Consider the following 13,841-nt stretch of genomic DNA (forward strand, 5'->3'; position numbering starts at 1 on the left):
TTATTAGCCTGCACACGAGGCTTTCAGGTTTGGGGTTGCGCCCATTTGGTTTAGCCGAATCGCTTTTTACCTGGCCCGCAACGTTATCGTGGCTTGCGGTTAAAGCAATTTGCTATCGGCGAACACTGTTTCTGCTTACGCGCTTGCCCAGACAGCTTTGCGATTGAAGCAATTTGCCTTGCACGAACGGCTAAATGGCTTGCGCGCAAGGTTGAGTAGGCTTGGGTTTGAACCAAATTGGCGAAGCCGAATAGCTTTTTGCCTCGCGCGCAAAGTTATATTGGCTGGCAATTAATGCGATTTGCTATGGGCGAGAACGGTATTTGCTTGCGCGCTTGCTTGAGCCAGTTTGCGATTGCAGCTATTCGCCTTGCGAGCATAGCATTTTGGCTTGCCGCCATTCCACATTGCTTATCGGTTAAGGCTAAAAGGCATTCGGGAAGGGCAAAAAGCCTGGCGTGAGTAGCGTTAAAGCTCAGCGGTATAGCACTGCGGTCGGCCGTCCCCCGCGGCCGGTTGCAAACTCCACCGTCAAGCTTAGCCGGCGGTTGGTTCGACTTTGCTCTTGGCGCCGCGATTGAAGCGCACCGCCATCGCTTGCCGTAGCGTTTCCAAAGCCGCGCCTTTGCCGGCGATTTTTAAAGAAGCGTAGGCGTCCAGGCAAAAGCTATAAATATCGCTGCCCAGCGCCATGTCGGTATCGTCGCCGCGCACCTGCAAATCCCGCAGCCGATGCAAGCGCGGCCGGAGTTGATCCAGACTGGTCATGTCGGCTTGCGCCTCAGGCATGTTCAGATTGGGCGGAATCGCCTGAGCATTTTGAGCCGCCAGCAGCATAGTCTGCCGGCAGAACGCTTCAGTCTTATCGCCCATCTTCAAAATATTGCGGCGCTGGTCGGGCGACAGCGATGCAAAGCCGGCGAAATGGGTTTCCAGGGTATTCAAAGCCGCGTCGATCTCCGCCAGCGCGGCGTCAGTGAACGTTAAAGATAATAAGTTCTGACTCATCTTAATCTCCTACATGGTTGCCGAATACGCGAACCGGCAAAACCAGTCCGCAGAGAAAAAGCGTAGGCTATTTTTCTAAAAAGGAGTGATTTTATATGTTAGATACGGGTGTTTTTATTTGGTAAGGTGCGTAGTCTGGATGAAGCGGAATCCGATTGAACTGCAAATTTCCATGGATTACTTTGATCCTGTCTGACCGGCCGCCCTCAGAAGGGGAAAGCACAAAGCAGCCATAAGCGCTGGACGAATTCAAGAGTGCCAATCGCAAATGCCTACAAAGGCAAGCGTAGGGTGTGGAGAGTTTACGAACCGCCACACATCGCGACCGATGCGCTTCACGCTGTTCAGCACATCTTGTATGCCATTGTCAGCGGCGGTAAGCGCTCTGGCGTACAAATCGGCCCTTAATCCGATTTTCTCGGCCAGCACGGCATTGTCAGGATGGCCGTCTTGCCACAGTTGATCGAAAGTCTGTATAACTTGGCTGAGACTCGCGCCATTGTTTAAGCCCCCTGTGCCTGCGGAGTTGAACAGATAGGCATGGTCGATTGTAATCGGCAAATTTCGTTCCTGGACCAGCATCGTAAACGCGGTGGCCAAGTGGCCGCCCAACGAATAGCCGGTGAGGGTGACATGCGCACCGGCAGGCAAATTTAAGCCTTGAAACCATTTCATCATGTCGCTGATCTGACCGAAGGCCCAGCCGTAATCGCTGATCGAGTTGTTGGTGCCGAAGCTGTCGCGAATGTTGTCGTCGACGAATTCGGTGCTGCGGAAGGAGATGACGTATTCGCCGTCCGTACTTTTGAACAGCGTGCCGCTGAAGCCAGTGTCGGTGTTGGCTTGTTGGGCGAGGACTGTCCAATCGGCTTTGAAAGCCTCTATTTCGGTTGTGGTGAGTTTGCTGGTGTGGGTGTTGCCGTTTATCAAGGCCTTCTCGTATTCGCCTTGAGGCATGCCCGGAGTTAAGAGGTTGCCGAATTCGTCGGTCAGAAATGCCTCCGCTACCACCTGCAGTCGCATGTATTTCAAATAGCTTGTGATTGGCGATTCAATCATGGATTATCTCCTTGCTTGGATGAAGTATTTTGAAAATAAAACCAGGTTTATTATTTGCCGGTGAAAACCAACTTGGGCACGACCAGCCTTTTCCTCTCATAGCGTGAGCCCATGGTTGCCGGGAGGAGCCACTAGCACCGCCGCCACCGTCATGCAGATAGCCGATGCGCTGTCCCAGCAACTCGCCGGTTCCGAGATCGATCACTTTCAGCGAGCTACCGGCGATCCACATCTTGCGTTCTTCCGGGGTTTCCAGATCATCGTAGGTCACGCCGTAGCGCGGCGGCGGATTGCCGGCCGGTTCTCGGCTCAATACGAATTCGACGCGGACGCCGTCTATCCAATCAACCGGCTCCAGCATCTCTCGCGGGATATATCCCCACTTACGGATCAGTTTTCGCCATCTATCCCAATCATTGGTATCGACCTTTTGCCAACTGCCGGTGTAGCGGTAACGTCGATGGTCCGAGGGGTCGATGGCTTCGACGTAGCGGAATGCCGGTAATGGTTTGATGTTTTTGACATCTTCAATTGGAAATCTGTCGGAAATCGCTTTGTCACGCAGGAAAGATGCTATATAGCCGTCGAAGCTCATATAACCGACCGCATGGTCGTTTTTATAAAGCCCGCTTTTGTCGAAATCCCCGAGACTTTCATACGGACTCTTGGCATCGATGCTGTACTGGCTGATGCCGGAACTTTCATCGAACTCAAGCTTCATCAAAAACACGCCGTCGACATCGTCAACCGAGCGATAAATCTTCTCGCCCGCGCCCTTACACAGTTCGTGATAGCGATCCAAGGCCTTGGTCATGGTGGCGAGCTTGGTGTCGATTGCTTGTTGTTTCTGTGAGCGATGATTGGCGAAGTAACCGGTTGGCAAAACCAGCAACACCGTCAATTCCAACACCACGGCCAAGTAGCGGTATCTGCGCTCGCGCAGCCAGCGCCAAGTGGCGGACACGGTGAGCCAGACCACGATCAAATAAGCCGCCAGGGTGATCAACAACGCCACAAATTTGAACGGTCCACCCGCCCCCAACAAAACCAGCCAAGTCAATATCTCAACCATATTTAGAGTGCTCTGGAATGTGCTTGTAGCATTTGACGAAGGTCGGGATGCGTATGTGGCGAGTTATCCATTTCGTGCGTTCATCCCTGATTTGTAGATGGGTTAAATAAGACCGTAAGGCGCAATAGCCCACGGGGATTGCTGTTAGTATTGAAGTATTCAATTTATATTAATCTCAGTTATTCCCGTGATCATCCAGGGCCGTAGGGTGGATAAGCGAAGCGCCATCCACCTATTTAAAAATCTTCTATTCTTGGTGGATGGCGCCTCGCTTATCCACCCTACAACTTCCGAAATTTGAATGGTCAATTTAAATTTCAAACCGACATTCAAGAATAAATATACCAATTTCCGCTCGGAGTCGATCGACCTTCCCCCGTCATCATCTAACTAGATGTTCAACGACTAGACCGCAACTCGCAAAAAAGGGTTTGCCGAACCCGACAAACCCTTAAATTCAAACTGAACAAACACAGAATCCGTTCCGTCAAATCCTCCGCTATTCCACCGTCACCGACTTGGCTAAATTGCTCGGCTGGTCGACGTCGGTACCTTTGAGTACGGCGACGTGGTAGGACAGCAGGACCGTAGGGTGGATAAGCGCAGCGCCATCCACCTAATTTAAAATTCTTCTACTCTATGGCGGATGACGCTACGCTTATCCACCCTACAACTTTCGTTATTTGAATATCAAACCGGCGTGCCGGATTAAATACACCAATTTCCGCTTGGGTCCGATCTCTCCTCCCGGTCGTCGGAAAATTCAAAACACAACGAGCAAATCACAGCCAATAAAAAAGGATTTGCCGAGACTTAACCCGACAAACCCTTAAACCCAAACCCAACATATTCGGAATCCATTCCGTCGAATCTTCCGCTATTCCACTGTAACCGATTTTGCGAGGTTCCGTGGTTGGTCTACATCGGTACCTTTCAGTACGGCGACGTGGTAGGACAACAGTTGCAGCGGGATAGTGTAGATGATCGGCGAGATGGCGTTGGCGACGCTGGGCATTTTGACGATTTGTACGTTCTCGTCGGCGGCATCGCTTTCCGCCAAGTCCTCGTCCATGAACACGATCAACTGCCCGCCGCGGGCGCTGACTTCCTGGATATTGGATTTCAGCTTTTCCAGCAGATTGTTGTTAGGCGCCACCGTGACCACCGGCATTTCGGCGTCGATCAAGGCCAGCGGGCCGTGCTTCAATTCGCCGGCCGGATAGGCTTCGGCGTGGATGTAGGAAATCTCTTTCAGCTTCAACGCGCCTTCCATCGCGATCGGGTAATGAGTACCACGGCCGAGGAACAGCGCGTTGTGCTTGTCGGCGAAACGCTGCGACAACAGTTCGATGGCATTGTCCAGCTTCAACACTTTTTCGATGTTGCCGGGCAGGGCGAACAGTTGCGAGACGATGTGTTCCTCTTGGTCAGCGCTTAGCTCGAAGCGGCGGCCGACCGCGATGATCAGCATTAATAAGGCCACCAACTGGGTAGTGAAGGCCTTGGTCGAAGCAACGCCGATTTCCGGGCCGGCGCGGGTCATCAACACCAGATCGGATTCGCGTACCAACGAGCTTTCCGGAGCGTTGCAGATCACCAACGAGTGGCTGACGCCGAGCTTTTTGGCTTCCTGCAATGCGGCCAGCGTGTCAGCAGTTTCGCCGGACTGGGAAATGGTGACTACTAATGTATCCGGTGCCACCACCGGGTTGCGGTAGCGAAATTCGCTGGCAATTTCGATCGAGCAGGGCACTCGGGCGTATTTTTCGAACCAGTAGCGAGCGACCAGTCCGGCGTGGTAACTGGTACCGCAGGCCAGGATCAGCACCGATTTGATCTGGTCGAACACTTCGCCGGCGTTGTGGCCAAAGGCGTTGTCCTGCAAACGGTTGTCGATGAAGCGGCCTTCCAGGGTTTCGGAAACCGCCCAGGCTTGCTCGTAGATTTCCTTGAGCATGTAGTGGCGGTATTTGCCTTTGTCGACCGAGTCGGCTTTCAGCTGGCTTTCGATGACCGGGCGGACCACGCGGCGGCCTGCTTCGTCGAAAATGGTAACACCGTTGATGGTCAATTCGGCCACATCGCCGTCTTCCAGGAAGATGAAGCGCTGGGTAACCGGCAGCAAGGCGGCAATGTCGGAGGCGATGAAATATTCGCCGATGCCGATACCGATGACCAGCGGGCTGCCTTTACGGCAGGCAACCAATAAATCCGGTTGTTCGCTGTCGATGACGCCCAAGGCATAAGCGCCGCGTAGGCTTTTGACGGTTTTGGTGACGGCGTCGAGCAGGCTGTCGGCGTCTTTCAGTTCTTCAGCAACCTTATGCACGATGACTTCGGTGTCAGTCTCGGAGGTGAAGACGTAGCCGTTTTCCTGTAATGCAGTGCGTAAATGATCGTGGTTTTCAATGATGCCATTATGTACCACCGCGACACGGTCCTTGCTGACGTGGGGGTGGGCATTGCGAGTGCTGGGCTTGCCGTGAGTAGCCCAGCGGGTGTGGGCGATGCCGATGCGGCCTTCGATTGGGTCGGCGGAAATCAACGCTTCCAACCCTTTAACCTTACCCAACTCGCGCTTGCGGAATATTTCTCCGCTATTGACGACGGCCAAGCCGGCAGAGTCGTAGCCCCGGTATTCCAGACGCTTCAAACCCTCTATCAATATCGGTACCACATTGCGTTGGGCAACGCCCGCGACTATCCCACACATACTATTTCTCCGACTGACTAGGAGCTAACGAGTGCGGAGAATTGTCGGGAACAATCTCCGCCAGTTTGACCGGACGCTGCCAGCTAGGCACGCTAAGCTGCTTACTCCGGCTAAGGGTTAATTGATTTTCCGGCGTATCGCGGGTAATAGTGGAACCGGCGCCGATTGTCGCATTTTTTCCGACCGTTACCGGCGCCACCAATTGGGTATCGGAGCCGATAAACGCGCCGTCTTCGATGATGGTTTTAAATTTATTCACGCCGTCGTAATTGCAAGTAATGGTGCCGGCGCCGATATTGACCTTGCTACCCACTTCGCTATCGCCAATATAGCTTAAATGGTTAATTTTGCTGCCGGTGGCGACAGTGGATTTTTTGATTTCTACGAAATTGCCGATATGCACGTGGTCGGCCAGTTCGGTTTGCGGCCGCAGCCGGGCGAACGGACCGATGCGGCTGCCGGCGCCGACCGAGGCGTCCTCGATTACGCTGTTAGCCAGAATTTCAACATCGTTGGCGATGCTGGCGTTTTTAATCAGACAATTGGGACCGATTTTTACATTGGAGCCGATGCAATTAACGCCTTCGAAAATCACGTTGATGTCCACATCAATATCCTGACCCAGTTCGGCAAAACTGCCTCTGACATCCACCCGAGCCGGATCGCGCAGTGTGACGCCTTTTTCCATCAATGCTTGCGCCTGTTCCGCTTGATACACGCGCTCTAGATGCGCCAATTGGCTGCGATTGTTTACACCCAGCACTTCGTCCTGGCTACCGGCTTGAGTGGTTTCAACGGTTAAGCCATCTTCCACGGCCATTTCGATAATATCGGTCAAATAGTATTCATTTTGCGCGTTGTTATTGCTCAGCCTGGACAACCACTGCTTCAACTGGCTGCCTTTGCAGGCCAGGATGCCGGTATTGCCTTCGCTGATTTGTAATTCCACTTCGTTGGCGTCTTTTTGCTCGACTATTTTGACAACGGCATGATCTTTATCGCGGACTATGCGGCCGTAGCCGGTGGGGTCGTCCAGGTTGACCGTCAGCAATGCCAAGGACGTCAAGCTAACCTTGTGCAATAAGGTTTGGATGGTTTTTGCTTTTAATAAAGGTACATCGCCGTATAGAATCAATACGGTGTCCGGATCGTCGACGTGGTGAATGGCTTGCTGTACCGCGTGCCCAGTGCCTAGTTGCTGCTTTTGCTCTATCCAGGTAGCGTCCAAGCTACTCAACGCTTGTTTGACAGTCTCACCGCCGTGGCCGTAGATGATAAAAATCTGATTATTTTCCAGCGAAAGACTTGTTTCGTAGACATGCTGCAACAACGCTTTATTGGCGATTTCATGCAGTACTTTAGGCCGCGAAGAACGCATTCTGGTGCCTTGGCCGGCCGCCAAGATGATGGTTTTAATCGACATTGCTATTCCTTAAAACAAAAAAAGCCCGATAACGTTGCGTCATCGGGCTTATATTTTTACGCGATAAATGGTTTACGCACCACGTTTTCTTAATCTTTCCAAGGTTCTTAATTGGTTTACAGCTTGCGCCAATTCGGCTTGCGCAATCGCGTAATCGTATTTACCCGATTTATCGCTGAGCATTTCTTCCGCTCTGGCTTTGGCTTGTAACGCCGCCGCTTCGTCAATGTCTTTTGCTCTGATCGCGGTATCCGCCAAAACGGTCACCAAATGCGGCTGCACTTCCAGAAAGCCACCGGACACGTAAAACGCTTGATAATCCTTATCGCTCAGCTTAACCCGAACTTCACCGGGCTTAAGCTTGGTGATTAACGGCGCATGGCGCGGCGCAATGCCTACATCACCCATTTCCGCCGGTGCAAAGACCATTTCAGCCAAGCCGGAAAAAATTTCCTGCTCCGCGCTGACGATGTCCACATGAATTGTCATTGCCATGTTAAAACTCTCCTATGAGGTGGTTTACATGCCTTTGGCTTTTTCAATGGCTTCGTCGATTGTGCCGACCATGTAGAAAGCTTGCTCGGGAAGACTGTCGTATTCGCCGCTGATAATGCCTTTGAAACCGGCAATGGTATCTTTCAGGGACACGTATTTACCTGGTGAACCGGTGAAAACTTCGGCAACGAAGAACGGCTGAGACAAGAAGCGTTGGATTTTACGCGCTCTGGATACGGTCAGTTTGTCGTCTTCCGACAATTCGTCCATACCCAAGATGGCGATAATATCGCGCAGTTCTTTGTAGCGTTGCAAAATACCTTGTACCGAACGGGCTACTTCATAATGCTCTTGGCCGATAACCAAAGGATCCAGCTGACGACTGCTGGAATCCAGCGGATCAATAGCCGGATAAATACCCAGCTCGGCGATTTGGCGGGACAATACGACGGTCGCGTCCAAGTGAGCAAATGTTGTAGCAGGCGACGGGTCGGTCAAGTCGTCCGCTGGTACGTATACCGCTTGGATAGAAGTGATGGAACCGGTTTTGGTGGAAGTAATCCGCTCCTGCAGTACACCCATCTCTTCAGCCAGTGTAGGCTGATAACCTACCGCGGAAGGCATACGGCCCAGCAGCGCCGATACTTCGGTACCCGCCAAAGTGTAACGATAAATGTTGTCAACGAAGAACAGTACGTCACGACCTTCGTCACGGAAAAACTCCGCCATGGTCAAACCGGTCAGCGCGACGCGCAAACGGTTGCCAGGTGGCTCATTCATTTGACCGTAAACCAGTGATACTTTGTCGATAACGTTAGAGTCGGTCATTTCGTGATAGAAGTCGTTACCTTCACGAGTCCGCTCACCGACGCCAGCAAATACCGAGAAACCGCTATGCTCAATCGCGATGTTACGGATCAATTCCATCATGTTAACAGTCTTGCCTACGCCGGCACCGCCGAACAGACCAACTTTACCGCCTTTCGCGAACGGGCAAACCAAGTCGATTACTTTGATACCGGTTTCCAACAATTCGTTGGCTGGCGCTTGTTCGTCGTACGAAGGCGCGTCACGGTGGATAGTCCACTTCTCTTTCTCACCGATAGGCCCTTTTTCATCGATCGCTTCACCGAGGACATTCATTATGCGTCCCAGAGTTGCTTGACCGACCGGTACCTTGATCGCTTCGCCAGAGTTGCTGACTTCAACACCACGGCTCAAACCGTCGGTGGAACCCATCGCAATGGTCCGGACTACGCCGTCGCCCAATTGCTGCTGAACTTCCAAAACCAGACCGCCCTTAACATTTAACGCATCATATACTTTCGGCAGGTTATCGCGTGGAAACTCCACGTCTACGACCGCACCGATGATCTGAACGATTTTACCCAAACTCATTATGTCGTCCTCTTTTAAAATCTCTAAACTTGTCTTGATGCACTAAACAGCGGCAGCGCCGGCCACGATTTCGGAAATCTCTTGCGTAATTGCCGCCTGTCTGGCTTTGTTATAAACCAGTTGCAATTCTTTAATGATATTCCCGGCGTTATCGGATGCGCTTTTCATTGCCACCATTCGGGCAGCCTGCTCGCAGGCGTTGTTTTCCACTAAACCTTGGAAAACCGCGGATTCCACATATCGGATCAATAAACTGTCCAATACTTCTTTAGCATCAGGTTCGTATAAGTAATCCCAGCGACCTTTGGACTCATCAGCCAAGTCACTCACAGCAACCGGCAACAATTTTTGTACCACCGGTTTTTGTGTCATGGTGTTTACGAAGTCATTACTAATCAAAAACAACTCGTCAATTTCACCGGCGGCAAACGCATCCAGCATGATTTTGATCGTGCCGATAATTTCGCTCTGATGCGGTGTATCCCCCAATTTCGAGACTTGTCCGATCAGGTTAGCTTTGATCATGCTGAAAAAACCCGCCGCTTTGCTACCGATGGTGCAGACGTCTACTTCAATCTGGCGGCTTTGCCATTGCTGCATTTCGCCTAAAACTTTTCGAAACAAGTTGGCATTCAGACCACCGCACAAACCTCTATCGGAGCTCACTACGATGATGCCGATGCGCTTCACTTCGCGTTCGATCAAAAACGGATGCTTATATTCGGGATTGGCATAAGCCAGATGTTTGATGATCTGGCCTATCTTTTTCGCGTAAGGCCGGGTGGCCTGCATTCTGTCTTTGGTTTTACGCATCTTGCTCGCCGCCACCATTTCCATGGCCCGAGTAATCTTCTGAGTATTTTTAATACTCGCGATCTTGGTACGTATCTCTTTGCCAACAGCCATGTGCGGACCCTTTACCAGCTACCGGTTTTGACGAAACGTTCAATGGCGTTGTGGATGCCTTTTTGAATGTCGTCGTTGTAGTCGCCTTTCTCGTTGATTTTAGCCATCAAAGCAGATTCGTCGGCATGCATGAAGTCCAGCAAGGCCGCTTCGAAATCGCGGACTTTTTTAACTTCCAGACCATCCAGGAATCCAGCGTTAGCCGCGTACAAGGAAACACTCATGTCCGCAACCGACATCGGCGCGTATTGATTTTGTTTCATCAGCTCGGTAACCCGTTGGCCGCGTTCGATTTGCTTGCGTGTGCTTTCGTCCAAATCGGAAGCGAACTGCGCAAAAGCGGCCAATTCGCGGAACTGCGCCAAATCCAAACGAATACCGCCGCCCAGCTTTTTGATGATCTTGGTTTGTGCCGCGCCGCCAACCCGAGATACTGACAGACCGGCGTTAACCGCAGGACGAATACCCGAATTGAACAGACCGGTTTCCAAGAAGATCTGGCCGTCGGTGATGGAGATTACGTTGGTTGGTACGAAAGCCGATACGTCGCCGCCTTGGGTTTCGATAATCGGCAATGCAGTTAATGAACCGGTCTTGCCTTTTACTTTTCCGTTGGTCAGTTTTTCGACTTCAACCGCGTTAATACGCGCAGCGCGTTCCAGCAAACGTGAGTGGATGTAAAACACGTCACCAGGGTAGGCTTCACGACCTGGCGGACGACGCAACAGCAAGGAAATTTGGCGATACGCCCAAGCTTGCTTGGTCAAATCGTCATAAATGATCAGCGCATCTTCACCAATGTCGCGGAAATATTCGCCCATTGAGCAACCGGTGTAGGGTGCAATAAATTGCAGCGCTGCCGATTCAGAAGCCGAAGCCACCACGATGATAGTGTGCTCCATCGCACCATGCTCTTCCAGTTTGCGAACCACGTTGGCGATAGAAGAACGTTTTTGGCCGATAGCGACATAGATACATTTGATGCCGGTGCCTTTTTGATTGATGATCGCATCAATCGCAATGGCGGTTTTACCGGTTTGTCTGTCACCGATGATCAACTCACGTTGGCCGCGGCCAACCGGAATCATCGAGTCAATCGCTTTCAAACCGATTTGCACCGGTTGATCTACCGATTGTCTGGCAATAACGCCGGGGGCAATTTTTTCGATTGGGGAGCTTAACTTGGTTTCGATGGCGCCTTTACCGTCGATAGGGTTACCCAAGGCATCGACCACACGGCCCAACAATGCTTCACCCACCGGCACTTCTAAAATTCTACCGGTACATTTAACGGTATCGCCTTCGGTGATGTGTTGGTAAGCACCGAGCATTACCACACCGACCGAGTCTCTTTCCAGGTTCAAAGCCATGCCGTAAGAGCCGCCAGGGAATTCCAGCATTTCGCCTTGCATTGCTTCCGACAGACCGTGAACCCGAACAATACCGTCTGTGACACTGACTACGGTGCCTTCGGTATGTGCCTCAACATGGGCGTCGAAGTTCTCGATCTTCTTTTTGATCAGATCACTTATTTCTGATGGATTTAATTGCATTTTATTTTCCCGCTCTAACTCTTAAAGTCTTTTAGCTAATTGATGAAGCTGGCCTTTGATAGAACCGTCGATGACTTTGTCGCCCGCTTTAGCGAGGATGCCCCCAATTAACGATTTATCGACAGAAACGGATGCATTGACCTTTTTATGCAAAAGCTTTTCCAGCATGGCGACATACTTGCCTTGCTCGGCTTTTGTCAGAGAATACGCGCTGTATAAATCCACATTGGCGTAGCCTTCATCGTCCGCTTTGTACTGCTCGAACATCACCGAAATTTGCGGCAGTAAGGGCAGCTTGTCATTTTCTATCAACACTTTCAGAAGATTCTTGGCTTCGTCATGTATCTGATCCTGGCAAATATCCAGAATCAACTGTGCTGTATGCTGTTTGCCAACCCGAGGATTTTTGACAATGGCAGCCAATGCCTCATCCTGGATGACCAAAGACAAAAACGTCAACGAATCGGACCATTGTTTGGACGACCCCGTTTCCTTGGCACGCTTGAAAGCTGCTTCCGCGTAAGGTCTTGCTAATGTCGATAACTCAGCCATTGCTTAACCCAATTGATCCGCTGCTTTGCTGAGAATGTCTTGATGCTTGGCTTTGTCGATTTCTTCTTTCAAAATCTGTTCAGCGGCACGCAAAGCCAGTGAGGATACTTCCTTGCGCAAGCTCTCTTTGGCTTGCAGCATTTCCTGCTCTATCTGGGCTTTTGCTGCTTCAAGCAAACGCTCGCCTTCTTTTTTGGCTTGATCTTTCGACTCTTCAACCAGCTGATTGGCGCGTTTTTGCGCTGCACTGACGATTTCCGCCGATTGTTCTTTTGCTTCCTTCAGCAGGCTCTTGGCTTTTTTCTCGGCCAATTTAATTTCTTCCTGACCTTTCTCGGCCGCGGCCAAACCTTCGGAAATTTTGGTTTTGCGCTCTTCCAGAGCGGCAATGATCGGTGGCCAGACATACTTCATGGTAAACCAAACCAGAAGTGTGAAAGTTATCATCTGCCCGATCAGAGTAGCATTGATGCTCATTGATGCTTTCCTCGTAATGCCGTTGTCATTCTATCGGTATGCGAATAAGGCTTAGCTTATTCAAATGAATCCGATAATTGCTAATTAACCTGCAACAGATTGAACGGCTGAAAGGAATGGGTTTGCGAAGGTCAACATCAGAGCCAGACCAACACCGATCATGGTTACCGCGTCAAGCAAACCGGCAATGATGAACATTTTGACTTGCAACATTGGAACCAACTCAGGTTGACGAGCAGCGCCTTCCAGGAATTTACCGCCCAACAGACCGAAGCCGATAGCAGTACCGATTGCGCCCAAGCCCAAAATGATGCCAACTGCGATAACGGTGAAGCCTTGTACGTTGGCAATTAATGATGCGAGTTCCATAGTGTCTCCTAAATATTGATATGAAAGTTGAAAATAAAACTATTAATGATCTTCGTGCGCCAAGCTCAAATACACAATGGTTAACACCATGAATATGAAGGCTTGCAGGGTAATAACCAGGATGTGAAATACCGCCCAAGGAAAACCCAGCAATGGCTGAACGATAGGTGGCAGCAAAGCGATCAGGATAAATACCAGCTCACCGGCATATAAGTTACCGAATAACCGCAGGCCCAGCGAGATAGGTTTCGCCAATTCTTCAACTGTTTTCAGCAGCAGATTGAACGGCATCATTTTCGGGCCGAAAGGTGTGCAAGTCATTTCCTTAGCAAACCCCATCAAGCCTTTAACCTTTATGCTGTAAAAGAAGATCAGGAAGAATACGCTGATAGACAATGCAAAGGTACCGTTCAAATCGGTACTCGGCACCACGCGCATGTATTCCATGCCCATCAAACTGCCTATCATCGGCAACAAATCCACCGGCAACATGTCCATGGCATTCCACATGAACACCCAGCAGAAAATCGTTAACGACAGCGGCGCTATTAAAGGACTACGGCCATGAAAACTGTCCTTAACTTGGGTATCAACGAATTCGACCAAGGTCTCCGCAATATTTTGCGCCAACCCCGGCACGCCGGATGTCGCTCTTTCCGCTACCGTTTTGAAAAACAGAATGAACAATCCGCCCAAAAACGCGGAGAAAAACAAGGTATCCAGATGCAATGTCCAAAATCCCTCACCCACCGACAACGGTGTCAAGTGATGGACTATATAACCGGTTGCGCCACCTTCAGTACTCATTTGTCCTCG

General features: G+C 50.8%; 13 protein-coding genes. All 13 read right to left on the reverse strand.

Features of this window, described 5'->3' with window-relative positions:
* Positions 1–537: 537 nt before the first annotated feature.
* A complete protein-coding gene (locus tag CWO84_RS11830; protein WP_033156948.1) occupies positions 538–1,008 on the reverse strand; it encodes a hypothetical protein in 471 nt (156 codons plus the stop codon).
* A 249-nt stretch (positions 1,009–1,257) separates the two neighbouring features.
* Positions 1,258–2,067 (reverse strand): hypothetical protein, encoded by an 810-nt coding sequence (locus CWO84_RS11835; RefSeq protein ID WP_033156949.1) that lies wholly within the window; start codon positions 2,065–2,067, stop codon positions 1,258–1,260.
* Positions 2,060–3,139, reverse strand: a complete 1,080-nt coding sequence (locus CWO84_RS11840; protein WP_101052859.1) for a hypothetical protein — start codon at positions 3,137–3,139, stop codon at positions 2,060–2,062. The genes CWO84_RS11835 and CWO84_RS11840 overlap by 8 nt, the downstream gene beginning before the upstream one ends.
* 877 nt (positions 3,140–4,016) lie before the next feature.
* Positions 4,017–5,852 carry a glutamine--fructose-6-phosphate transaminase (isomerizing) gene (glmS, locus tag CWO84_RS11845; protein ID WP_033156951.1) on the reverse strand — a complete coding sequence of 612 codons (1,836 nt, stop codon included), beginning with the start codon at positions 5,850–5,852 and terminating at the stop codon, positions 4,017–4,019.
* Between the two features lies 1 nt (position 5,853).
* Complete coding sequence (gene glmU / locus CWO84_RS11850; RefSeq protein ID WP_033156952.1) at positions 5,854–7,275, reverse strand: bifunctional UDP-N-acetylglucosamine diphosphorylase/glucosamine-1-phosphate N-acetyltransferase GlmU; 1,422 nt, start codon at positions 7,273–7,275, stop codon at positions 5,854–5,856.
* A gap of 72 nt (positions 7,276–7,347) precedes the next feature.
* A complete protein-coding gene (locus CWO84_RS11855; RefSeq protein ID WP_033156953.1) occupies positions 7,348–7,770 on the reverse strand; it encodes a F0F1 ATP synthase subunit epsilon in 423 nt (140 codons plus the stop codon).
* A 24-nt stretch (positions 7,771–7,794) separates the two neighbouring features.
* Entirely contained in the window at positions 7,795–9,168 is a 1,374-nt protein-coding gene (gene atpD, locus CWO84_RS11860; protein WP_033156954.1) for a F0F1 ATP synthase subunit beta, read from the reverse strand.
* 42 nt (positions 9,169–9,210) lie between these two features.
* A complete protein-coding gene (gene atpG / locus CWO84_RS11865) occupies positions 9,211–10,074 on the reverse strand; it encodes a F0F1 ATP synthase subunit gamma (protein WP_033156955.1) in 864 nt (287 codons plus the stop codon).
* A gap of 11 nt (positions 10,075–10,085) precedes the next feature.
* A complete protein-coding gene (gene atpA / locus CWO84_RS11870) occupies positions 10,086–11,627 on the reverse strand; it encodes a F0F1 ATP synthase subunit alpha (RefSeq protein WP_033156956.1) in 1,542 nt (513 codons plus the stop codon).
* Positions 11,628–11,648: 21 nt separating this feature from the next.
* Entirely contained in the window at positions 11,649–12,179 is a 531-nt protein-coding gene (locus CWO84_RS11875) for a F0F1 ATP synthase subunit delta (RefSeq protein ID WP_033156957.1), read from the reverse strand.
* Positions 12,180–12,182: 3 nt separating this feature from the next.
* A complete protein-coding gene (locus CWO84_RS11880; protein WP_026602690.1) occupies positions 12,183–12,656 on the reverse strand; it encodes a F0F1 ATP synthase subunit B in 474 nt (157 codons plus the stop codon).
* Positions 12,657–12,740: 84 nt separating this feature from the next.
* A complete protein-coding gene (atpE, locus tag CWO84_RS11885; RefSeq protein ID WP_020484117.1) occupies positions 12,741–13,025 on the reverse strand; it encodes a F0F1 ATP synthase subunit C in 285 nt (94 codons plus the stop codon).
* A 42-nt stretch (positions 13,026–13,067) separates the two neighbouring features.
* Entirely contained in the window at positions 13,068–13,832 is a 765-nt protein-coding gene (gene atpB, locus CWO84_RS11890) for a F0F1 ATP synthase subunit A (protein ID WP_026147085.1), read from the reverse strand.
* Positions 13,833–13,841: the final 9 nt, after the last annotated feature.

It is taken from the genome of Methylomonas sp. Kb3 (assembly GCF_002834115.1).
Taxonomy (GTDB): Bacteria; Pseudomonadota; Gammaproteobacteria; order Methylococcales; family Methylomonadaceae; genus Methylomonas; species Methylomonas defluvii.